The sequence below is a fragment of the Actinomyces sp. Z5 genome (assembly GCF_003287795.1).
Lineage (GTDB): Bacteria > Actinomycetota > Actinomycetes > Actinomycetales > Actinomycetaceae > Actinomyces > Actinomyces glycerinitolerans.
The window spans coordinates 96,392-119,454 of record NZ_QMIN01000071.1; the positions used below are offsets into that span (position 1 = coordinate 96,392).

Sequence of the window (23,063 nt, forward strand, 5' to 3'; positions counted from 1 at the left end):
CCAGGTCAGTTCCCGATGACTCCTGGGCGCCGTCGCTCGACGACGACCGCCGTGGTGACGAGGACGGCAGCAAGCGCGATGAGCCACATGACGGCCGAAGGGGTGCTCAGGGTCTCGTCGGCGAAGGAGCTGGGACTGACGAGGTTATCAACCAGAGCGCTGATGGTGTGCCTGCCGACTACTCGCTCCAAGACCGGGCTGCTGCTCTGGAGGAGGGGCTCAGCCAGCAGGAGCCAGCCGGCCACGCCCGCCAGGGCGGGGATCGGCCGGCGGATGAGGACGGCGGCTCCGATGACGCTGAGCTGGGCGAGGACGGCGCCCAGCGGGGCGGCGACCAACATCCGGGTAAGACCGGCAGTGGCCAGGACGGCGCTGACGCTGGTGGCAGTGCTCAGGACCGCAAGACCCGCGGCGATGGACACCAGGGTGACCACCGCCGCCTGGAGGCCGGCGTGGACCGCGCAGGCGGTGATGACGGCGCTTCGACGCGGAAGAGCCGTGTAGACCAGGGCCAGCTCGCGGGTTTGGATGAGACGCAGGTAGGTCCACGAGCCGGTCAGGACGGTCAACGGCAGGCAGAGCATGCCCCACCCGCTGCTGACGGCCACGAACGCGGACTCGGCGTCACTGAGGGCACCGGAGGAGGTCAGGGAGATCTCGAAGATGACCACCACGCCGGCAGTGATGGCGGCGTTCGCGACGGCGGTGAACAGGGTCAGGAGCAGCGTGCGCCGCAACGCTCCGTGGGCGCTCATACTGGCCCAAAGCCAGGCCAGGACATCAGCCAACACACCCCTGCGGGACCTGGCCCCGGTAGTGGGGGCAGGCGCTCCCACCAGGTGAGGGCGAGCGGCGTCGCCGTCGGCCGCCTGACGCGTCGGGGTTGCTGCGGCCGTGGCGGTATGCGCGGAGGCGGTCGTCGTCGGGGTGGCGCTCATGGCGGGTGCGGCCTCGGCGGTCAGAGCGACGGTGTGCAGGCCCCAGGGCCGTCCGGCCGGGTCGGCGGTACGCATGAGGAGGAAGGCGGCGGCCGCACAGGTGAGGGCGGCCAGGCCCGCCAGCGGCAGGAAGCCCCAGGTGTCAAAGGCAGGCAGGCCCATCTCGCCCCAGCCGCCGTACAACCACATGACAGCGGCGGAATACGGGGCCAGGGCCGCTCCGACGGACGGAGGCACGAGGTTGCCCACGACGGTGAAGAGGAGCTTCTCGATCACCTGGCTCCAGAGGACCAGTCCCGTCGCCACCCACGGCAGTGACCTCAAGTTGGCCAGGACGGCCACGCCAAAACCGAAGCACACTGCCAGCGGCGGCAGCACCAGCAAGCGAGCGGCCATCGGGGCGGCGGCGGCCAGGGCGGTGGCGGCGTCGGGCCAGCCTCCCAGCGGCATGAAGGCCGCGATGAGGACCAGGGACCCCAGGGCGCTGACCTGGGCGGCGACAAGGGAGGAGACGAGCTTGGCGGCCAGGATCGCGCGCGGACGCGGACGGACCAGGACGACACTGGCCAGCATGCCATCACGCGCGTCACCGGCCAAGACCAGGACGGGCAGGGTGAACCACGCCAGGCGGCAGACGAGCTCGTTGAAGCTCAGTGCCGTGCTCACATAGGAGCCGGCGGAGGAGGAGTACGCCAGGGCGAGGTAGATGTCCAGGAGGGCGCAAGCGACCAGTGCCCCGGCCAGCAGCAGAGCGGGCCACCGATAGACGTAGAGCTTGTAGAGCTCGCTGATGAGCAGTCGCATCGCTATCACCGCTCCTTGGGGGCGAGGTGCTTGAAGAAGGCGTCTTCCAGGCTGCCTTCCGCCTCGAAGTCGCTCAGGCTGCCACTGCCGGTGACGCGTCCGTTGGAGATCATGACGACGCGGTCGGCTACGGCGGAGACCTCGGTCAGGATGTGGGAGGACAACAGGATGCCCCGGCCCTGGTCTCGTAGCTGTCGTAGCAGGTCACGGAACCAGCGGATGCCCTCGGGGTCCAGTCCGTTGAGCGGCTCGTCCAGAACGAGGTAGCGCGGGTCGCCCAGCAGTGCTCCGGCCAGGCCCAGGCGCTGGCGCATGCCCAGGGACAGGCGCGAGACACGTCGTTTGGCGGCGTAGGCCAGGTCGACCTGCTCTAGCAGCAGGGGGATGCGGGAGCGGTCCAGGCCCCCGGCGATGGCCAGCCAGTTCAGGTACTGCGTCACCGTCTGGCCCCCAGCGATCCACTGGGCGTCGAGGATGGAGCCGATGGTGCGCATCGGCTGAGCCATCCTCGCGTAAGGGGTCCCCTCAATAAGAGCCGTGCCCCGAGCCGGGCGCTCCAGGCCCAGCAGGATGCGCAACGTGGTGGACTTTCCCGCGCCGTTGGGCCCCAGGAAACCGACGATCTCGCCGGTAGAGACCTCGAAGGACACGTCGCGCAGCTCGAAGCCCGAATAGGCCTGGCACACGCCAGTCAGGACAATGGACATGGTGATACTCCCATGGTTGAGAACGGTTTGGAGTGCTGGGTGTTTTTTGGACAGTCAGTTGTTGCGTGTTTGTCAGGCCGCTTTCGCGGTGACGGCCGACATTGGGCTTACGGGTCATCCCAGATGTATTCCTCCTCGGTGATCTCGTCGAGGAGGTCGCTCCTGGCGGCGGCGGTGGAGGTGAACCTGGCGTCCATTCGGGTATTGCTTATCGGGTGTGAGTGGTGCGGATGCTGTGAGCTCCGTACCCGTCGTAGTTGCTGACAGGGATAAGTGTGCTGACCGGCCGTGGTGCTGCCATCGTCAGAACGGCCGAGACTTATGAGACTAAAGGAGGAGATACTCCAGGGCCGACCACCGTCTGGCTGGAATGCTGAGCCCGACCCCGTTCCACCGCACGGTGACAACGCTGAAGGGGCGCGATGCGGACGGCGCGCACCGTGCGGATGATCCTCGTCGGTCGGTCAGGGTCACAGGAACTTGGGCAGGAGCGCACAGGGATGGCCCCGGATCTTTGGGCTGGGGGGCGGTTTATGGACTTAGGGGATGGTTCTGGGGCTTGGGAATGGCCATTCCCAAGCCCCAAAACACCGTGGCACGCCAGGCATTGGCCACCACGGGCGCACGCCCGCTACAGAAAGTGCTGCTCTAGCCCTGAGGCCCTCTGCCTACGCGCATCGTGCCGCCGCAAAGGTGGGTGTCGACGAGTTCGATGGTCTCGACCTCCAGGACAAACACCTTCTTCTCCCAGTAGGCCATGCACGCTACTTGGAGCCGAGGGGAGCCTGCTCCTCATCCGTGCACGGCGTAAGCCGGGGCTCCTGTGCGCCCACGGCGCCCAGGACGCACATATTGTGCTCGTCGAGGGTCGCGGTCACGCGCCTCATAATCGTGCTCACCTCCAAGGATGAGTCGGTATTCCATTCCATAGCGTCATCCCCTCCCATCGGAATCCATCCATTCAACAGATGACCCACTCAGTTCTTCGCGGCCTCCCAGTGGAAGGTCTTCACTGCCAGGGGGACGGCCACAATCGCCACACCGATGAGAACCGCGAAGTCCAGCGTCGTCTCGTACCTCTGCACGCCTCCGGTGACCCAGAACAACAGGTCCCCGAAGTAGGAGGTGGGGAGGAAGTCGAGGACGCGCTTGGCGGAGTCGGACAGCAGCTCCAGAGGGAGCACCACTCCCGAAGTGAACATGAAGAACAAGCCGGTGAATGTGGCGATATTTGTGGCGGCCTGCCCCGAGCCGACGATCGAACCGATGAAGTAGCCCAGGGCTAGGAACAGCACGGAGGCGGGCAGGGCGATGACAAACGCACGCCATACGGCGACGGTCTCGCTGATGCCGAGGAGGACGCCCAGAACTCCGACCAGAACACTGAGCGCGATCGCAAGGAGCACTCGAACGGCCAGGTGGGTCAGGATGAATTGTCCCCGCGACACCGGGGTGGTGCCCAGAATACGCAGGGTGCCGTACTGCCGGTACTCGGCGATCGGGCCGGCGGTCAGGGTCATGCACGTCCCGGTGAGAAGCATGCACAGCGCGATGGGTACCACAAGCGCTGAGAAGTCGGGTCCCGGTCCTCCCATAGTCGAGTGGAGGATCTTGTCCATGCCCAGGAACACTCCGGCCATGAAGAACGGAAGGAGGATAGCGACGCCGAAGTTCGTCCGATTGCGGGACATCTCCCGCCAGTGGGTGATGGTAAGGGGACGGGCACTGCGGAGCGCACCGCCGTCGGTCGTGGTGCTCATGGTCAGTCTTCCTCGGGTGTCGTAATAGCGGTGAGTTCGGTGCCGGTGGCGGCCAGGTAGGCGTCGCCCAGCGTGGGCTGATGGATGCCGAGGTCGTAGCATCCGGGGGTCTGGGACAGGAGGACGAGCGCCTCATCGGTTCGCGCCGTCTTGAGAGCGGCGAAGCGGTCCGGGTTGACCGTGAGGTCCCCGAGGGACCGCAGCCGGGAGGCGTTCTCCTCTGACAGGTCCCCTGACAGGCGGAAGACGACTGCCGGTCCTCCGGCGAAGGAGGCGATCAGCTCCTCAGGGGTCCCAGAGCTGACGCACCTGCCGCGGTCCACAATGAACACGGAGTCCGCCAATGCGGTGGCCTCCTCCATGGAGTGTGTGGACAGGACGATCGTCGTGCCGCGGTCCCTCCAGCCGCCGAGGACCGACCACAGTCGTTCCCGTGCCCGCGGGTCCAAGCCGGTGGAGGGCTCGTCAAGAATGAGCAGTTCGGGGTCGGAGACCATCGCCAGGGCGACGTTGAGACGTTGGAGCGTGCCCCCCGATAGCTTGGTCACCTGGCGCTCGACGTACTTCGCCAGCTCGAGGGAGTCGAGGATCTCGTCGGCGGGCCGGGGATGGTCGTAGAAGGAGGACCACAGGTCCAGCAGTTCGCCGACGCGCAGGTATTGGAAGACCTTGGCCTCCTGCGGCTGGATGGCGACGCGGCGACTGAGTTCGTCCCGTGCCTTGCGCGGGTCGAGACCCAGGGTGCGCACGGTGCCCGAGTCGGGGGTGCGCAGGCCGACCGTCATCTCCAGGGAGGTGCTCTTCCCGGCGCCGTTGGGACCCAAGAAGGCGTGGATCTTGTGCTGCTCGGCGGTCAGCGTCATACCCGCGAGGGCGTCTATGGTTCCCCCGGGGGTGTTGTAGATCTTGCGAACATCCCGCAGCTCAAGCGCAGGGCTCTGGGCGGTCATGGTGGGTGTCTCCTTAGGTGGTGGGCGATGTTTCACATGGGCCTGAGATTTCGATCCTGGCCACTCCTGTGTGACTGGACGGAGCCGAACGCGGCACCATCCTCAGGTGTTCTCGATGACAGGAAGAAGCATCGCGAACGAGCGGGACACCACGGCACCTGCTATTTGGTCGTATCGCCTCCTCCTTTCCGAGGACTTCTTGCTCACAATCATGTACGGACGGAGGAGTGCCGCCATGCAGGCGGCGGCTGAGTGCGCCACAACCGACCACACCGACCTCTGATTGATCCTGTTCGCTTAGTTCGCTATCGTTCACTTTAGGACAGGATCGTTCAGCAGGTGTCCTGCCCGCAACCGTCACCAGGCAGGAGCGACAACGATGTCTCGAACTCTCACCATCGCCATGAACGGCATCACCGGCCGCATGGGATACCGGCAGCATCTGGTCCGGTCGATCCTGCCGATTCGTGCCGATGGGGGACTGCTCCTCGAAGACGGCTCCCGCCTGCAGGTGGAACCGATTCTCGTCGGTCGCAATGCGAACAAGCTCAAGGAGATCGCCGCCCGTCACGGCCTCAGCCGCTGGACCACCGATCAGGACGCGATCATCTCCGACTCGGACGTCGACATCTACTTCGATGCCCAGACCACTTCGCGCCGTTATGCCGCTCTGACCGCCGCAATCGAGGCGGGCAAGCACATCTACACCGAGAAGCCAACCGCCGAGACCCTTGAGCAGGCGGTCGACCTCGCCCACCGCGCCGCCGACACCAGTCTCACCATTGGCGTGGTACACGACAAGCTCTACCTGCCCGGCCTGATCAAGCTGCGGCGCCTGGTGGATGAGGGATTCTTCGGCCGCATCCTGTCTCTGCGCGGAGAATTCGGCTACTGGGTGTTCGAGGGCGACGTCCGTCCCAGTCAGCGTCCCTCCTGGAACTACCGCAAGCAGGACGGCGGCGGAATGATGGTGGACATGTTCTGCCACTGGAACTACGTCCTGGAGGGCATCCTCGGCTCCGTTAAAAGCGTCTACTCCCAGGCGGCGACTCACATCCCCACCCGCTGGGACGAGAACAGCCAGGCATATCCGGCCACCGCCGACGACGCCGCCTACGCGATCTTCGAGGTCGAGGCACCTACCGGCGAGACCGTGATCGCCCAGCTCAACTCCTCCTGGGCCGTGCGCGTGCACCGTCGGGAGCTGGTGGAGTTCCAGGTGGATGGAACCCACGGCTCGGCCGTCGCCGGGCTGTTCCACTGCGAGTCCCAGCAGCGGGCCAACACGCCGCGCGCGAGTTGGGATCCCGACGTCCCCACCGACATCGACTTCCTGAGCCAGTGGGCCGAGGTTCCCGACGACGGCGCTCCGGCGAACGGATTCCGCGCCCAATGGGAGGAGTTCCTGCGGGACGTCGCCGCCGGCAGGCCGCACCGCTACGGGCTCGCCTCGGCGGCACGCGGAGTACAGCTGGCGGCCCTGGGGCAGGAGTCGACCGACACCGGCCGCAAGCTATCGGTCCCGCAGCTCGTCTTCTGAATCGGACGCCCGGACGCCCCGGCTGCATGGCGACGCCCTGCTGGCGCGCCGCCCCATCGCCGCCGTGTCGGCCTCCGCCGCTGCGGACCGTCGGCCGATCAGCGCACCCCGCCGTCCTCGCGGAAGTCGCGCCAGACGTTCTCGAAGAAATCGCCGCCCGTGTCCGGAAGCGGACGGCGCGGACGCCAGTTGGTTTCCACCGCCGGGACGCCGTCGGCACCGCAGCGCAGCGCGACCTCCTGCACCTGCGCGTCCAGCGCCCCGTCGTCGGGCATGAAGCGCATCGAATCCGGCAGTCCCTCCTCCGGCAGCAGGCCGGCGGCATCGGTGTAGAGTACCGAGCCGCGCGAGCGCCCACCGCGCCGCAAGTAGTCCGCCATGGCAGAGAGGTAGACGAACTGGCTGGTCAGAATGTCCCGCAGCAGGAAGAGCCGCTCCACGCTGCGGCGGGAGGCCGTATCCACCACCGTCCGGTCGGAGAGGCCGACCAGCATCTCGCGCACTTGTCCCAGGGCCCCGCTCACACCCTGTGCCGAGCGGACCAGGCCGGCATGTTCGCTCATGAGCACCTGGGCGCGCGTGAGCAGCTCACCGGTGTTGTCGGGCGCTCCGGCCGCCACCCGCGCCCCGGCGTCGGCCAGCAGCCCGCGCGCATGCTCCACGGCCGGGGCTGAAATCGCAGCGAAGGCCGTCATATCCAAGGGCTCACCTCGACGGCGGGCGGCGATCCACTGGGCGGAGCGCGTGGCTCCTACCTGGGTGGAGTTCAGTGCCGCCCCGCCGGGTCGGTACACGCCGTGCGCGCCAGCCGCCTCGCCGACGGGGAAGAATCCGTCCAGAGCCGTCGACTGCCACCAGCAGTCGACGGCGAGGCCGCCGTTGTTGTGCTGCACGCACACGTCGATCTCCAGGCGATCCCGCGCCAAATCGATGACCGGATTCTTCTCCCGGTACAGCTCGTAGGCGGGGCGGTTCATGGCGATCAGCCGCTGGACCGGGGTGCCGAACAGGGCGCCCGCACTACCCAGGTATTCGCGCGCCTCCGGATCCAGCGCATCGGGGTCGAGCCGGAGGCCGCCGGGATTGCGGGTGAAATCGAGGAATACGCGGCGTCCCCGCTCCGCGGTCTCGCGGTACACAAGCAAATCGATGAGCGAGGAACCACCGCGGGCCTTGCGGATGTCGAAGGGCCACTGGTAGCCCTTGAGGAAGGTCAGTGACAACAGACGGCCGTAGTCGGGGATCGCCTCGGGGAGGAACTCGCGCGCATCACCGCCGTCGAGGTCGGTCGATATGAATGTGGGCAGTACCTGCATGTAGCTGCCGGAGACGTTCCAACGCGGCGCGATCGAGGCCAGGCCGTACTGCCACTCGGTGAGGTTCCTGCCGGCGGCACCGGCGCGGAAGGCGGCACCCGCAGCACCCCACTGCCCGTGCGGAAAGACGCTGCGCGCGTACATGCCCGCCGGACCGCCGGTGGCGTACACGATCGAGCGGGCGCGCACCAGCAGGAAGCGGGAGGTGCCCGCGGCCGCCTCCGCCTGCGTGACCCGGCGGCGCAGGCACACCAGTCCCACCGCCTCGCCGTCGGCGACGAGCACCTCGACCACGCGCAGATTCTCGACCACGCGCGTACCGTCGCGCCGTACCTTCGCCTCCAGACGCTCGACCATGGTCCGCGAGGTGTACGGGCCCACACTGGTGGCGCGCTGGCGCGGGTCGTGGTCGGTCTTGTACCCGACGAACTCGCCAAAGCGGTTGCGGGGGAAGTCCACACCTAGGTCGACCAGATGCAGGAAGGCCTGCGAGGACAGGGCCGCCTCCACCAGGGCGGTATCGCCGTCCATGGCGCCGCCGTCGAAGAGGGTCTGCGCCATCTCGGCAACCGAGTCACCGGCCCCGCCGCCCAAGGTGAGTTTGTAGTAGGTCTGCTTGTCGGAGCCGGCATTGCGGGAGGAGCCGGTGGCGATCCGATCAGAGATGATCAGCACGTCCTCCTGCCCGTACTGCACCAGCCGGTCCGCGGCGCAGTAACCGGCGGCCCCGGTGCCGACGACGACCGTATTCGCGGACAGGACGGGCACGTCGACGCCGTCGATGCGGATGGATGATTGAACGGGCATGGTCGCTTCCTAATTGACAACTCACAAGCGCGGGATATGCATGCCGCCATCGACGTGGATGACGTCGCCGGTGGAATATGGGGCGCTGCCGGATGCGAGCATGGCGACGGTGCGGCCGACGTCGTCGGGACGGCCCCAGCGGGGCATTGGCGCGATACCCGCGGCGAAGAGGGCGTCATAGCGGTCTTTGACGCCGGCGGTCATGTCGGTGGCGATCACGCCGGGACGCACCTCGTAAACAACGATGCCCTCACCGGCGAGACGGGCCGCATACAGAAGGGTGGCCATGTGGACGCCGGCCTTGGATACGCAGTATTCGCCGCGGTTGGTCGAAACCGTATCCGCCGAGATGGACGAGACATTGATGATGGTGGCGGCCGGGCGATCCAGCGCGGGCAGTCCATTGGACAGGTCGATGCCGGCAGACGAGAGGTCTCGGTCGCGCTGTGCGATCATCTCGCGGGCTACCACCTGGGTGAGGAAGTACGGTCCGCGCAGGTTGACGCCCAGGACGCGGTCGAAGGAGGCGGGATCGGCCTGGAGCAGGTCTGCACGCACCTTCGGGGCCACGCCCGCGTTGTTGACCAGCAAGTCGATGCGGCCGAAGGCCTCGAGCGTGGCGGCGAGGTAGCGAGGACCGACGTCGAGGTCGTCGATGCTGCCACGGGTGTAGGCGACTTGACCGGAGCCGTCCGGAAGCGAACGCAACTCCTGCAGAGTTTCGGCGGGCTCCGGGCGTGTGGCCAGAAGCGAGACCGCATAGCCGTGGCGCAGCAGCTCCTCGGTAATGCCTCGACCGATGCCGCGGTTGCCGCCGGTCACCATGGCGACGGGGGTCTGGGGCCGGGGGTAGGCGACGGCATCCTGCATGGGATCTCCTGTGATCGTGCGGATCTTATGAACGCGCAGGCGGTGTAGACCGGTTCCGAGGCACGTTTGGAGCTGAATCCGGAGCAGCCGCCCAAATGTTCTAAGAGTTACTATACTGATCGTTAACGATCCTTCCAAGGGGAGATGAGGTTATCGACGTGGCAACTTCAAACAACTTCGATCTTTCCCGGTGCTCCCTCAACACCGCCACCATCAAGCACGCAACCCTCGAGGAGGCTGCGATGGCCGCAGCGGCGGCGGGTTACGGAGCCGTCGGGCTATGGCGGGATCGGGTGCAGGAGGTCGGTGCCGAGAAGGCGGGCCGCATTGTGCGTGCGGCCGGGCTTGAAGTCTCCTCGTTGTGCCGCGGAGGCTTCTTCACCGCGCTCGACGCCGGGCGTGCACGGGTCGCCGTCGACGACAACCGCCGTGCCATCGATGAGGCCGCCGCGGTTGGCGCCGGGGAGCTCATCCTGGTGGTCGGTGGACTGCCCGCCAACCCGGAGCCGGGCATGGGTGCCTCCCCCGACGCCGGGCGGCCGGAGCGTGATCTCGGCGCCGCTCGGGAGCGCGTCAGCCTGCGCCTCGCCGAGCTCGTCCCCTATGCCCGGGAGCGTGGCGTGCGCCTGGTGTTGGAACCAATGCATCCGATCTTCTGCGCCGATCGCGGTGTCGTCTCCACGCTCGGGCAGGCGCTGGACATTGCGGCCCCCTTCGCCGCCACGGAGGTGGGCGTGGTCGTGGACACCTACCATGTGTGGTGGGATCCGCAACTCGCCGCGTCGATCGCGCGCGCAGGCGCCGAGGGCCGGCTGGCCGCGTTCCAGGTGTGCGACTGGGTGCTCCCCCTGAAACAGGACACCCTCAACTCCCGGGGCTATGTGGGCGACGGCTACATCGACTTCGCGACCATCACCGGCTGGGTCCGCGACGCCGGCTACACCGGCGCGGTCGAGACGGAGATCTTCAATACCGACATTTGGGCACGTCCCTTCACCGAGGTAGTCGAACACGTAGCCGCCGACTATGCGAAGTACGTGCTGCCGTACCTCGATTGAAGCGGACCCGTATGATCAGCCGCCCACAAACCACGCCATCAAACCGGAATCGTCTGTTCCACGCCCGTTGTGCGATCACTCCTCAAGCAGCCAGCTGATCTCGCGACACATGAGCTCGCGACGATCCGGGTTCAGCATGGATCGCAAGTCATGACCAAGCGAGTCGTAGACGACGCGCATGCCACCCACCGTGTTCACCCATGCGGCCGGTTGGTCTGCCCCGGCCTCGTGCTGCGTTAATATCACTGTTGAGTCGGGCTCCACGTCAAGCAGCGTATAACGCTCATCGTGGACGTGAAGCTCGCCAAGCCCGTCAACGATTGGGTGAGAACCCGCCACCGGCGACCAGACACCTTCCGAGTTCTCCGGGTGGTAGGTAGTGCCGCGGATCCACCGTCCGCCGACGACGTAGCGCCAGCGTGGGTTGTCCAGAAATGCATTGATACCCTGGTGATGGACGAAGAGCGGACCGCCCGAGCTCGCGTAGGCATTCATGGCCGCATGTACCGGGGCCCATGACTCGTCATCACCATCGAAGTCCGGATCTATCCGACCGGTGCCGCCGTTGACGACCAACAAATCGAAGGCGTCCAGGTCGGAGAACGAATCGCGAAACGTCGACCGAACCTCTGTACGCAAACCCAACTCACCCAACAACACAGCGATCTCATGGCTCATCGCCGCATGATCGTGCCAGGGGTCTTCGTAGCGACCGCGCCCTGCGAGAACGAGCGCCCTGCGCCCACGCAGCACACTTCCGGCCGACGTGTTCCGCACCATGATCTGTTCGAGCTCCTCCGGTGGCGTCCAGCACCACCCATTCTAGTACGATCGAATTTAAACACAAGCGTACTTAATGGCTCAGAGGCGTCCGTTTCCGGACTATGCTTTAAACAGTGGTCGCCTACCAGCAGCTACGGACTTGAGTACTTCAACACCGCCGGAGGGTTCCCGTGACAACGCCCAACATCGTGTTATCCGTCGTGGATGAGCACCGCACCAACTTCTTCAATCCGGAGGCCATCGCACGCCTACATTCGCTCGGTAGCCTGAACCTCGATCCCGATCCACGGAATCATGCCACGCCGGAGTCACGTGCCACGCTCGCCGACGCAGAAGTTCTCATCACCGGTTGGGAGACCGGAAGGCTAGACGAGCTGCTGCACACCATGCCGGCGCTGAAGCTGCTGGTCCACTCAGGCGGGTCCGTGCGTGACGTCGTCGGGCCGCAACTTTTCGAGCGCGGCGTACGTATGTCGTCGCAGACTCAGCTGAACGCCGAACCGGTCGCAGAGTACACGCTCGCCATGATCATATTGGCGGCCAAGGACATCTTTGCCAGTCGCCGAGCTTATTTGGAGCTTCGGGACAAGCCGGAGGACTTTTGGGACGCGTTCCCCACCATCGGCCTGTATGGCTCCACTGTCGGACTCATTGGCCTATCCCGCATCTCACGGCTTGTTATCAAGTACCTTCGCCCGTTCCACTGCACCATCAAAGTCCAGTCCGGCCACCTGAGTCCCGCCGAAGCCGCATCTCTCGGAGTTGAATGCACAAGTCTGGATGAACTACTGCGAACCAGCGACGTCATCTCGCTTCACTCCGCCTCGACGCCGCGCACCTACCACATGCTCGGAGCCGAACAGTTCGCGACGATCAAGGACGGGGCCACGTTCATCAACACGGCACGCGGCGCCATCTGCGACCAGGAGGCACTAATTACGGAACTCCAGAAGGACCGCATCCGCGCCATAATCGACGTAACCGATCCAGAGGTGAACGCCCCGGACTCACCGCTGTGGACACTACCGAACGTATTTCTCACACCGCATGCCGCGGGGTCCATGGGCAGGGAACTGTACAGGCTCGGTGATGGGGCCGTCGATGACGTCGCCAACTACCTCAATGGAGCTCCTATAGCCGGCGAATTCACCGCCGCGCAGTACTCCACCAGAGCCTGAGTACAACCGTCACACGCCAGCGTCTGTATCAACGGCCGTAGCAAAGACGGCCGACCGCTGGCGAGCGCACCGCGTCGGCTGCCTCAGGGGTGATCGACGGCAAAACCATCCAGCGGGCATTCGCCCACAGCAGGTGGAGCAGAAATCCGTTACCCACCGCCGCCATCAGGAACGGCTGTGCAACCAATCCGAAGAAGATGCCCAGCATCACCAGCAAGTTCAACAGCGAAAAGTACCAACGCCTTACGACGAGCGTCAGCGCAAGACGCAGCACGGCCGCAGTACGCACACCGGGGCGCTCCGTGACGACCACAATCGCGACGGGCCATGCCAAAAGAACCAGCAAAACCGTCGTGGCGAGCGCCGGCGCGACGTATGCACCCGCCCCAGTGCCCGCCAGCCAAACAATGTCGACGCAAAGAACCAGCGCGGCACCGGCAAATGGCGCCGCCGCCAGCAGGGTCCGCCACCACAGCCCGCGTAACGCCCGCACGCATGGCCTTACCATCGCGTAGTCCTCGTCAAGACGCCAGTAAGAGTCCGCCGCGGAGTCCATCGCTGAACCTGCAGGTGCCTGACGACGCAGTAGCGAACGCCCGAACGCGGGAGAATCTCGGAACGCCGCAAACGCGACCGCCAGACCAGGCGACGTCAGCCATAGAACGGCTATAAGAGTCGGAAAACTACGCCACGGAGCGACCACTCCCAGGCACAGTGCGATCAGCGGCGCCATCAGCACCACTAGGACCACATTCAGCCGCAGCGTGCCGAATAGGAAGTCCCCGATGTCGCGCCACACGTTCGTCGACTCCTCCCCGGAGCCAAGACGCGCCCGCATGCTCATCCCTTCATGCCCGTCGTCGCTATGCCTTGCACAAAGTACCGCTGACCGAACACGAACACGATGGCAATCGGCAGAACCGAGAGCACCGAGCCTGTCATGATGGCCGCGTAATCCGCGTTGTACTGACCGATGAACGTCTTCAGCCCCAGCTGGATCGTCCACAAGTCTGGACTGCGCAAGTAGATCAGCGGGCCCATATAGTCGTTCCACGTGTTGGTGAAGGTGATGATCGCGAGTGAGGCAATCGAAGGTACGGACAGCGGCAGCATTATCTTGTAATAGATCTTGTATTCACTCAGGCCGTCGATGCGAGCCGCTTCGCTCAACTCCTCAGGAATGGAGTCGTAGAACTGCTTCATGAGGAACACGCCGAAGGCCCCGAACGCCTGCAGCAGAATGATGGACAGCCTCGTGTCACTCAATCCTACAGAGGACAGCATCTTGAACTGCGGGATCATGTACGCTTGCCAGGGTACCGAAATGGTTCCGATGTACACGATGAATAGGAAGTCCCTCCCGGGGAACCGTATTCGGGAGAATCCGTATGCAGCGAAGGAGCCCGTGAACACCTGAAGGAACGTGACAACGACCGCGAGCAATACCGTGTTTCCCAACCAGGTTGTCATATCCGACTTCGCCCAGATATCGACATAGTTGTGCCACTGCCATTCTTCCGGGAACCAGGTGATCGGGCTTGTGAAGATCTCGTTGTTCTTCTTGAAAGAGGACAACAGCATCCACGCGAAGGGCAGTAGCACGAAGGCCGACAATGCAAGCAGGAAAACGTATTGAATACATCTTCCCGCGAAGTGCCTCGCCGAACGTTGAGAACTGCGCGACTTCGCCCTGACCGGAGGGGCTCCGCGTTCCGGTACTCCTGCGCGAACCGTCTGCTCGGTTGACATGACTCAGGCCTCCTGCCGACGGTTGTGAACGAACTGTATTACTGTAACCAGCAGACAGATGAGGAACAGCACGAGCGAAATTGCGGACGCGTACCCGAAGTCGTTGCGTTCGAAGCCCATCCGGTAGATGTATTGCGAAAGGACCAGCGTACTAGTCCCAGGCCCGCCGTTCGTCATCACAAGAATCAGGTCCAATACCTTGAACGAACCGATTGTCAGCATGACTGTCACGAAGAATGTCGTCGGCCTAAGGCAGGGCAGCGTCACGTTTGTGAACCGCTGCCACGCATTCGCGCCGTCCACGCGTGCCGCCTCATAGAGTTCTTGGGGCACCGCCTGCAAGCCCGCCAGAAACAACAACATGTAGTAACCCATTTCGCGCCACGTTCCAACGATTATAACCGCCGGCATCGCCCATACGGCGGATGACGTCCATCCTGGTGCATCGCTTATGCCGATGAAATTCAGGAACTGGTTTATCGGACCGTTTTCCGGCGCGAGGAGCATGTTCCACACCTGCGCCACCGCGACAATGGACGTGAAGTAGGGAAAGAACGCGGCCGAGCGGAAGAAGGCCAGCCCCCGGAGCTTCTGGTTGAGCAACATGGCAAGCCCTAGCGACAGCGCCAAGGTGAGCGGAATATGCACGACGGCGTAATACAGCGTGTTCCAGAAGGCCGTCCAGAACGTCGGATCGTTCACAAGTCTTACAAAGTTGTCCAGACCGGTGAACTCAGGACTGCCGAACGCACTCCACTTGGTGAACGCGATGTAGAACAACGCGATCACAGGTATGAGGGTCAACAAGCCGAATCCTAGAAAATTCGGTAGTATGAACGACCATCCTGCGATCGTGTTGCGGCGGCGCAGCGCCTTGGATGATACGCTGCTTTGCCGGCGGGATGTCGATGGTCGATTCGTCGCTGCGGCACCATTCATTTGCATCTCCTTCCGCCGAGCCATCAAGACTTGCAGAGCGGATCGTCGGCCCGACGGTCTGGAGGAGACCCCCACACCGACGACCCCGACTCGGCTCAGGCGGTCAATCCCTGCCCCTTTATGTCCTCACCGGCCTTTGAAAGCGCCTCATCTACTGGGGTGGTCTCGGTCATGATCTCTGAATGGGTATCGTTGAGAATTGTCTGTATGTCGTTGACAGTCTCAGACACAGGGTTCTCCGGGCGGGTGTCGTGCGTGGAGAATGCGAGCTTCGAGAGGTCGTCCTGCGGCATCCCATCGAGGTCGAAGAATGTCGATTCGATTGTCTCGGAGAAGTATGCCGGCGTAATACCGATGGCGGCCATCGCCCGCGCCCCCTCTTCGCCGGTCGCGAAGGCGACGAAGGCCTTAGCCGCAGACGCCTTGTCCCCCTCAAGCGCGGCGTTGACCGCCAACGAGGTGGGATCACCGAACGTAATCGGGGCATCCTCATGCCCGCTTTCGTACTGAGGAATCGGCGCCAGCCCCCACTCGAACTCGTCTGCATCACCCGTAGACTGCTGCTCGAGCAGAGTTGCGATGAACCATGAGCCCATGGGCATCATCGCGGCTTTCTGGGTACCGAACTGCGCCTGGTATGTCAGCGACTGAGCCTGTGCGGTGGCAAAGGTCTCAACGTCCCCCGAGTCCTGCATCTCCAGGGCCGTCTCATAGAACGGCTTGAGGTAGCTGTAGTCGCCCGATGTCAGATCAGCGTCCGGGTATTGCGCAAGAGCGAAACCTTGCACCACCGACTGCCAGGTGTGGTGGTACGCGCCCTTCATCTCCCCAGCCGCAGTGATCTTGGAAGCCGCCTGCTTGTAGTCCTCCCAGGTCCACGACCCGTCGGGTTCTTCAACGCCGGCCTGCGCGAACGCGTCCTTGTTATAGAACAGAAGCCACGAGTCCTGCCGGTACGGCAAGGCGAAGTACTTTGAGTCGTATTCAAGGTATGTCAGGTCAATGGCTTCGTCTCCGTCGAATCCGGCCGCCATGTCGGACAAGTCCATCAGCTGCCCGTTAGACATGTAGTAGTAATAGCGCAGCAGGTTCTTGATCGGGAATACGTCGGGCGCAGACCCCGCCGACAAGTCTGTAGTGAGCTGGGTGTCGTAGTCTTGCGCCGAGTACTCCTTCACCGTAATGGTTATGTTCGGGTTCGCTGCCGTGAACGCGTCCGCCAACGCCTGGAACTCCGGTGTCGTGTCTAGGCTCCACCCCGCAAAGGTGAGCTCCACTTCAGCGTCGGTCCCGACGGTCGCTTGACTTCCGGAGGAACCATTGGACTTCGAGCTCCCACAGGCGGCTAACGTCGCCAATATGGCCGCGGAGCCGACTCCGAGAGCCGTGCGTCGTGTGATGAGATGGGACATCGGATTCTCCTTATGGATGAACGGCGCCGTGTTGGACGGCAGTAAGGATCCGGACAGTTCTCGCGCACCTCAGCGACCGGACGCGACCGGACGTCCCACGGCCGACCGCGTCCGCGACGCTGTTCGAACGGCGTATGTGCGGCCACTTCGGAACACACGGATGCGCGGGTCCACACCTGACCAATGAGCCCGACGGCGGTCGATTCTCAGCGTCATTGCCCATGTCTTCCTCGTTGAAGGTACGCCACCGACCGGTGACATGAGTAAGTCAAGCCGATCGTGGTTGTTCTGTCAAGACCTTTCCTGCTCAGTCATGATCGATAATGCATCATCCGGCCGTGAGCTGGGGCACAACGACGGGACACCGCGTGACCACCTTCCCCAGACTCGGCCACGTCACAACGGCCACCAAGTCCTCGCCGTCCTCTACCAGGGAGTCGACCACGGGAACTCGTCCGGCGTCCGCCGCGGCCTCTCCCGCAAGGCAGATGGCAAATGCGCGCCATGTACCGGGCACAACGGCAGCGGATATGACAGGCACGGTCGTCACTCCGGGCAGCGGAGAAGCGTCGGTACGCTCGTAGATCATCGGATCGCAGGCAATGCCGTCTGCTGCCACCACCCGGCAGCTCAGTCCCGACAGACTGACGGAGGCCTCACGCGCACTGGCACGGCTCTCGGGACCGTCACCTGTGAGCGCCCAACCCCCCACCCGCATTGCGACTACCCGCTCGGACGGCCGATCTACACGAACCAAACGTAGTTCCCACTCGGCGTGCACGAGTGACACGACAGTCATCATCCCGGCGTAGGTCATACGCCCTACGGCACCGGAGCCGTGTCCCTGCTGATGCGAATCTGGTTTCACCCAGTGGCTTTGCGCGCGAGATGCCGCGTATCCGACGCCGTCAGTGACGCCGATGGCTAGGCGCACCATCCCGGCACGATGGCTCGCGTCCCCCGATGCATCGAGAAGCGCCGCCGACATCTCCAATGGATTCGTTTCCGCCTCCACATCCAGACAGGGAGTTGTCACAGTGGAGTAGCCGATCCGGGCATATAGCGGGGAATCCGCAACCGAGTCGCCCTCACGGGCGTGATCCGTACCGTGGTTGATGACACGAACGATGCCATCGTTACTCGTTGCAGAGACGATCCACCCCGGCGCATCGACAGCGCGCAGCACGTTCCCGACCTCCACAGGCAATGGACACTCTTGTGAGGTCCACACCGGATGATCCCCTGGCAGGGCGAGACCGAGGGCCCCTTTGGACGCCCAATATGGAGAGCCGGCCCCGGAGTACGATTGGCGCATCGGCTCCCAGGGGGCGAACCAGCCGAGCGTCAACAGACCCTGCTCATCTGGCACGCCGTGTCGGCGGAAGTAGTCAACGATCGCACTCGCGCCGTGTCGTAGGAGCCCCATCTCTAGGTTCTCGACGCCGGCAATGGCGCCCACCCACAGCGGCGCCGCAGCGGCGAAGCGATAGATAAGGCTGCGTCCCTGGAACAAGGGCGCGCCGTCGCCGCCGATGAGTGTGACGAAGTCTTCCAAGTAGCGTTCGAGCCGTTTCACGTCGGTCTGTCCTCGTTCCGCAGCAAAGTCGGACGCACCCGACATCCGTGCCCACAGGATCGGGTACAAGTGCATGGCCCAGCCGACGTAGTAGTCAAAACTGCGCTCGGGCCCATCGGAGAACCAACCGTGCCCTCGGTAGTAGGAGTCGTGCTCAGCGAGATCCGCACGAATGTCCGTTTCCGACCGCGGCCCGCCGACCGATCGCAAGAAGGTTTCGACGATCACCCGGAACCACAGCCAGTTGCATCGCGGATAGCTGTCATCTCCCACTGCCGGAGCCAGCCAGGCGATTACGTTCCGCTTCTCGGTCGGCGCCAACCGCTCCCAAATGAGCGGGCGGGTCATGTCTAGTATGAGCGCGATCGATGCGGCCTCAACCTTGGCCTGCGCACAATCAGACAATGTGGGCCAAGCTTCCTGCCCACCCGGAGTCGTCCCAGACACCAGGCCGACCCGATACCAGTCCGCCATGGCGTACGGGTCCTGGACATCGACATCTGTGGCTCGGCTCGCCCCGGCCAGGCGAAACCCTGCCAGCAGGAACGTACGTGCGAATCCTTCCAGGCCGTCCGAGTCTGAACCGTATGAGCTTGTTGGGCCGGGGAGCTCGAGGCGGGCGTGCCCGGGGGTGAAGTAGGGCCGCACGGCGAGCAGCAGCGCATCGGCCCATCGTTCCCACTGTCCTCGCGTCATGTCAGCAACATTGCCGTTGCTCGTCGTCGCGCCCATGATCGCCTCCATGCGAATCGCGTACCACCCGCCTGAGTCACCGTGACCCGCGGCACCACCAACCCGACCATACCCGTTCGATCCTGATCATTTTTGATATCTTTGTCCCGTTCATTTGACAAGACTGTGCCCAAACGACCGCGAAGTTGCGAGATTGCAAGGTGACCCCGTGCCCAGGCAGACTGCCCCACCCAGCGTCGTCGGACCACTACGCGCGGCCTGGGGCTCACGCATCAGTCCCGAGGCACTCAGAACCAGCCTGTTGCCGCCGTCCGAAGCACTCAACCTAGGACTGAGTGTCGGCGCACTGAGGACAGAACAGCAACAAGCCCTGTCTGGAATCGCGACCTCGGCTCTCGCTGCAAGCGAGCAGCCATGGCCCTGGCCGCGCCCGAGTGACTATGCGCGTTACTTCATCGACGGCAACCGGACAGCCTATGAGGACGCGGTCGCTGCGCGCCAACGACGCCTATCCCGCGCTGTGCTCGCCCTGCTCGCGCTGTCCTCGGCCCATACTGGTCGCAAGCACGAGACCCCAGGACCAGATACCGCCGCAAAACGGCTCACCGCCGAGGTGGCCAACGGCGTCCTGGCACTGTGCGAACAGTCAACCTGGTGCTGGGCCGCGCACGACGACACCTACACCCGCCACGGCACGGTCCTGCCGACCGTTACGGAGCCCTTCCTCGACCTCGGAGCGGGAGAGGTCGCCGCGCAACTCGCCTGGATCGACGCACTACTGGGTGAGCACCTTGAACACGTCTACCCCGGACTCGGCGCGCGAGTCCGGCACGAGGTACAGGTTCGCGTCATGAGGCCCTTTCTTGAACGCCGCGATTGGCATTGGCTGGGTCTGGACGGCAACGTACACAACTGGAGCCCCTGGATTCAGGGCAATGTCGTCGTCGCTGCGCTACGCCTCATAGAGGATGCGTATCTACGTGCCGAGGTGATCTCACTTGCCATAGAAGGTCTCGATCGCTATGTCGCGTCGCTTCCAGCCGACGGCGCTATCGACGAAGGTAGCGCATATTGGTGGAACGGGGCGGCGAGGCTCTTGGAAGTGCTCGAAAGACTTCGCATGGCAACCGGAGGCGTGCTGGATCCCAGTCACGTCGAACCACTTGACGCGCTTATCGACTTCCCCGTAGCGATGAGCTTCAGCTCGGGCTGGAACGTCTCCTTCGCGGATGCGCGCGCCCGTCACGCGGCCGACAAGTCATGGCGAACCTTGTTTCACTGGGGGCACGTCGTCGGAAACTCCAGAGCTGTTGCCCTGGCCGTGGCCCATCGGGATTCTTGTGCCCTGCCCTGTCCCATAGAAGCAGGACTCGGCCGAGTGCTTGTTGCACTCGCCGATGAGGATTGGTGCACGCTCGACTCTGAACCGACAGCCAGCACGGGCACTTCCGATGGCTCCTTCCTCCCCGCACAGGTTTGGCTGCCAAGTATCCAAGTGAGCGTGGACCGTCCCCGTGCGGGCGACCTGCGAGGGCTTGCTCTAGCAGCCAAAGCCGGAACCAACGGCGAACACCATAACCACAACGACGTCGGCTCGTTCCTGGTTGCGCTGGACGGTATCCCCGTGGTCATCGACCTGGGCCAGCCTACCTACACCGCACTATCATTCTCACCCAGGCGCTACGAAATATGGGCAAACCGGTCCGGTTGGCACTCGGTTCCGGTCATCGCAGGCCGTGAGCAGAGCGAGGGGGCAAGGTTCAGGGCACGCGACGTCAAGCGCATCTCCGGCACGGACCAGATCCACCCCGGCGGAGCGCGTGGTCTGGACATGGACCTCGCCGGCGCGTACGCACTTCCCGCGGACGCGGTTTGGCGCCGCAGTTTGCGCCTACAGCCCGACGGCGACGGCGTAGTCACCCTCGAAGATGCATGGGCCCTGCCGACTACTCCCGAGTTCCAGCTACGAAGCCTCGAGCGCCTTCTCGTGGTCGGGGACATCACGCAACGCCCTGACGCGCTGCTGCTGACGCCCTCCGGCGGTGGCAGGCGCGCTTTACTCACGTGGAGTGGCGCTCGAACTCCGCACATCGAGAGACGTGACATCGAAGACCCGCTCTTGCGTGAAGCGTGGGGAGATCACATCAACCGCATATCCTGGACGCTGCCCGAAGCTACCGTGCAAGGGGTGTTCTGCCTATCGATCGGAGTCGCGTCATGAGTCCCAACCGTACCCTCCCTGCTAGCCGACGGGAGTACATCGTTTCAACCGTCAACGCCAAAGGCTCAGTCAGAGTCGCGGAGTTGGCGGCTGGCCTCGGGCTGTCTCCCATCACCATCCGGCGCGACATCGCGCTTTTGGACGAGGAAGGGCTGCTTGAGCAGGTACGCGGCGGAGCCCGCCGTATCTCCGCCCCGGGTAACCAGGCCTTACCACTGCAATCCGACATCACCGTCGGTCTGATCACCCCTTCACTCGACTTCTTCTGGCCCACCATCATCGAAGGGGCCAACATCGTTGCCGATCGCGTGGGCGCACATCTCCAGTTGCAGGGATCCACCTTCGCGGCCAAGGACAACCTGGTCGAAATCCGCCGAATGGCGGAAGACGAGTCGATCGGCGGCCTGCTCCTGGTCCCCGATCTTGAAGGGCCCGGGAGCGACGAGCTCGTTGAGTTTCTCCAGACAGTCACCAAGCCGACCGTACTGATCGAACGCACGTTGAAGCCTCACGGGCCACACTCCCGATTGTTCGAGTCCGTCATCACCGACCACTCAAACGGAGCCTCGCTCGCCGTCCGCCACCTGGCTGCTCTAGGACACTCGCATATCGCATTGCTCACCGACAAGCGGATCCCTTCACGTCATCTGATTGCCCAGGGCTGGGCGGACGCTCTTTCCGATCTGCGTCTAGATACTGAGTCCCCGCACGGAGACACCACCGAGCTAATCGGTGACGCTCGAACAGAAGGCATCAAGTCGTTCGTAGATAACTGCATATCCGAAGAGACAACAGCGATCATCGCTCATTCCGACGAGGCGGCCCTCGTCGTCGTCGAACTGCTAGCTCAGCGCGGACTGACCGTGCCGGAGGACATCTCCGTCATTGCCTACGACGACGAGATCGCCAAACTCGCACGCCCAGCACTTACTGCGGTTTGCCCACCCAAGGCGGAGCTCGGCGAGGTCGCCATGCAACTATTGCTCGAACGGCTGAGCAATCCAGGACGAGCCATTCGTCAGACCATGCTCGCTCCGACCCTCGTCATCCGTGACTCCACCGGACCCGCACCTTCGCGTAATTAGCGCCGGTCTCGGTGCCAGGCTGGCGCACGTCCACCGGAAACCCGGCGCTGCTGGGTTGGACCGCGCCCTCCAACTGGCCCCCGAGTCTCCGGTTGGACCACCCGCGAGCCAGTCATGGATCGTCCAAACAGAGACAGGGGGGTGCCCCTATGTGGTTTGTCAAGCGGCGGCTGGTAGTTGTTGGGTTGGTTGGGGGTCGTAGAGGGAGCCGTGGCGGATCATGGCGTATAGGGTCAGGATGCGGCGGTGGGCGAGGGCGAGTACGGCCTGGCCCAAGGCGTTTGCCCTGGGCGCGTTTGCGCTCGTAGTACGCCCGGGATGCGGGGTCGGACCGCAGTGAGGCGAAGGCCGACAGGAACATGGCTGGCTTGAGGCGCTTGTTGCCCGCGTGGGAGACGCACCTCACCCCGGATGGAGGACCCCGACCGCCGGGTGACTGGGGTTAGCCCGGCGTATGAGGCCAGCTGGGCGCCCGTGGGGAAGGTTCTACCCGCGGTTTCGGCCAGGAACACAGCGGCGGTCCTGACCCCCACCCCGGGGCACGGGTGGTCAGGGGCCGGGCAAAATGAGGGTGGGCCACCCGCCAGGGCCACTGGCCTGGGCGGCGACATCGTCGCGTTGGGCGCGGGTGGGCGATGAGCCGGCCGGTGCCGGGTGGGGCAGCACCACCCCGGCCG

Annotated in this window: 17 protein-coding genes and 1 pseudogene; 5 read left to right on the forward strand and 13 right to left on the reverse strand. The window is 64.2% G+C overall.

From position 1 onward, the window contains the following. Nucleotides 1–5: 5 nt before the first annotated feature. The 4 genes from DRB06_RS10130 to DRB06_RS10150 all read right to left on the reverse strand — a co-directional run bounded on the left by DRB06_RS10130 (nucleotide 6) and on the right by DRB06_RS10150 (nucleotide 5,159). Complete coding sequence (locus tag DRB06_RS10130) at nucleotides 6–1,742, reverse strand: hypothetical protein (protein WP_111819861.1); 1,737 nt, start codon at nucleotides 1,740–1,742, stop codon at nucleotides 6–8. A 5-nt stretch (nucleotides 1,743–1,747) separates the two neighbouring features. Beyond that, nucleotides 1,748–2,449, reverse strand: a complete 702-nt coding sequence (locus DRB06_RS10135; RefSeq protein WP_073333665.1) for an ABC transporter ATP-binding protein — start codon at nucleotides 2,447–2,449, stop codon at nucleotides 1,748–1,750. Nucleotides 2,450–3,426: 977 nt separating this feature from the next. Beyond that, nucleotides 3,427–4,209 carry an ABC transporter permease gene (locus DRB06_RS10145; protein ID WP_111819863.1) on the reverse strand — a complete coding sequence of 261 codons (783 nt, stop codon included), beginning with the start codon at nucleotides 4,207–4,209 and terminating at the stop codon, nucleotides 3,427–3,429. A 2-nt stretch (nucleotides 4,210–4,211) separates the two neighbouring features. Beyond that, on the reverse strand, nucleotides 4,212–5,159 hold the full coding sequence (locus DRB06_RS10150) for an ABC transporter ATP-binding protein (RefSeq protein WP_111819864.1): 948 nt from the start codon (nucleotides 5,157–5,159) through the stop codon (nucleotides 4,212–4,214). Between the two features lie 379 nt (nucleotides 5,160–5,538). On the opposite strand from DRB06_RS10150, the gene DRB06_RS10155 reads away from it, so the two are divergent. After that, nucleotides 5,539–6,699: a Gfo/Idh/MocA family protein gene (locus DRB06_RS10155; RefSeq protein ID WP_111819865.1), complete on the forward strand. Its 1,161-nt coding sequence runs from the start codon at nucleotides 5,539–5,541 to the stop codon at nucleotides 6,697–6,699. A gap of 98 nt (nucleotides 6,700–6,797) precedes the next feature. Here the strand turns inward: DRB06_RS10155 and DRB06_RS10160 are convergent, their stop codons facing one another. Both DRB06_RS10160 and DRB06_RS10165 read right to left on the reverse strand, forming a co-directional pair. Beyond that, nucleotides 6,798–8,822, reverse strand: coding sequence for an FAD-binding protein (locus DRB06_RS10160; RefSeq protein WP_111819866.1), 2,025 nt, complete (start codon nucleotides 8,820–8,822; stop codon nucleotides 6,798–6,800). A gap of 21 nt (nucleotides 8,823–8,843) precedes the next feature. Then, nucleotides 8,844–9,692: a 3-ketoacyl-ACP reductase gene (locus tag DRB06_RS10165; protein ID WP_073333649.1), complete on the reverse strand. Its 849-nt coding sequence runs from the start codon at nucleotides 9,690–9,692 to the stop codon at nucleotides 8,844–8,846. Nucleotides 9,693–9,850: 158 nt separating this feature from the next. Between DRB06_RS10165 and DRB06_RS10170 the strand changes: the two genes are divergently transcribed. Beyond that, nucleotides 9,851–10,750, forward strand: a complete 900-nt coding sequence (locus tag DRB06_RS10170; RefSeq protein ID WP_220093016.1) for a sugar phosphate isomerase/epimerase — start codon at nucleotides 9,851–9,853, stop codon at nucleotides 10,748–10,750. A 75-nt stretch (nucleotides 10,751–10,825) separates the two neighbouring features. Here DRB06_RS10170 and DRB06_RS10175 read toward each other — a convergent pair whose 3' ends face one another. Further along, nucleotides 10,826–11,428 carry a ThuA domain-containing protein gene (locus DRB06_RS10175; RefSeq protein ID WP_244542703.1) on the reverse strand — a complete coding sequence of 201 codons (603 nt, stop codon included), beginning with the start codon at nucleotides 11,426–11,428 and terminating at the stop codon, nucleotides 10,826–10,828. Between the two features lie 275 nt (nucleotides 11,429–11,703). Here DRB06_RS10175 and DRB06_RS10180 point away from each other — a divergent pair, with 275 nt between their 5' ends. Continuing rightward, complete coding sequence (locus DRB06_RS10180; protein ID WP_111819867.1) at nucleotides 11,704–12,711, forward strand: hydroxyacid dehydrogenase; 1,008 nt, start codon at nucleotides 11,704–11,706, stop codon at nucleotides 12,709–12,711. A 28-nt stretch (nucleotides 12,712–12,739) separates the two neighbouring features. On the opposite strand, the gene DRB06_RS10185 is transcribed toward DRB06_RS10180, so the two are convergent. From DRB06_RS10185 to DRB06_RS10205, 5 genes are all read right to left on the reverse strand, one after another. Continuing rightward, nucleotides 12,740–13,510 (reverse strand): hypothetical protein, encoded by a 771-nt coding sequence (locus DRB06_RS10185; protein WP_146750865.1) that lies wholly within the window; start codon nucleotides 13,508–13,510, stop codon nucleotides 12,740–12,742. Between the two features lie 41 nt (nucleotides 13,511–13,551). Then, nucleotides 13,552–14,460, reverse strand: a complete 909-nt coding sequence (locus DRB06_RS10190; protein ID WP_111819869.1) for a carbohydrate ABC transporter permease — start codon at nucleotides 14,458–14,460, stop codon at nucleotides 13,552–13,554. Between the two features lie 3 nt (nucleotides 14,461–14,463). Then, the gene (locus DRB06_RS10195; protein WP_073333635.1) at nucleotides 14,464–15,399 is read right to left on the reverse strand and encodes a carbohydrate ABC transporter permease; all 936 of its coding nucleotides are present in this window, start codon (nucleotides 15,397–15,399) and stop codon (nucleotides 14,464–14,466) included. A gap of 95 nt (nucleotides 15,400–15,494) precedes the next feature. Next, complete coding sequence (locus DRB06_RS10200; RefSeq protein ID WP_111819870.1) at nucleotides 15,495–16,811, reverse strand: ABC transporter substrate-binding protein; 1,317 nt, start codon at nucleotides 16,809–16,811, stop codon at nucleotides 15,495–15,497. Between the two features lie 328 nt (nucleotides 16,812–17,139). Further along, the gene (locus DRB06_RS10205) at nucleotides 17,140–19,131 is read right to left on the reverse strand and encodes a DUF2264 domain-containing protein (protein WP_220093017.1); all 1,992 of its coding nucleotides are present in this window, start codon (nucleotides 19,129–19,131) and stop codon (nucleotides 17,140–17,142) included. A gap of 157 nt (nucleotides 19,132–19,288) precedes the next feature. Here DRB06_RS10205 and DRB06_RS10210 point away from each other — a divergent pair, with 157 nt between their 5' ends. Together DRB06_RS10210 and DRB06_RS10215 are read left to right on the forward strand one after the other, a co-directional pair. Continuing rightward, on the forward strand, nucleotides 19,289–21,301 hold the full coding sequence (locus DRB06_RS10210; RefSeq protein WP_146750866.1) for a heparinase II/III family protein: 2,013 nt from the start codon (nucleotides 19,289–19,291) through the stop codon (nucleotides 21,299–21,301). Beyond that, nucleotides 21,298–22,386, forward strand: coding sequence for a substrate-binding domain-containing protein (locus DRB06_RS10215; RefSeq protein WP_111819872.1), 1,089 nt, complete (start codon nucleotides 21,298–21,300; stop codon nucleotides 22,384–22,386). The genes DRB06_RS10210 and DRB06_RS10215 overlap by 4 nt, the downstream gene beginning before the upstream one ends. Nucleotides 22,387–22,545: 159 nt before the next feature. Here DRB06_RS10215 and DRB06_RS10220 read toward each other — a convergent pair. Then, a pseudogene (locus DRB06_RS10220) lies at nucleotides 22,546–23,063 on the reverse strand (transposase); the annotation flags it as partial.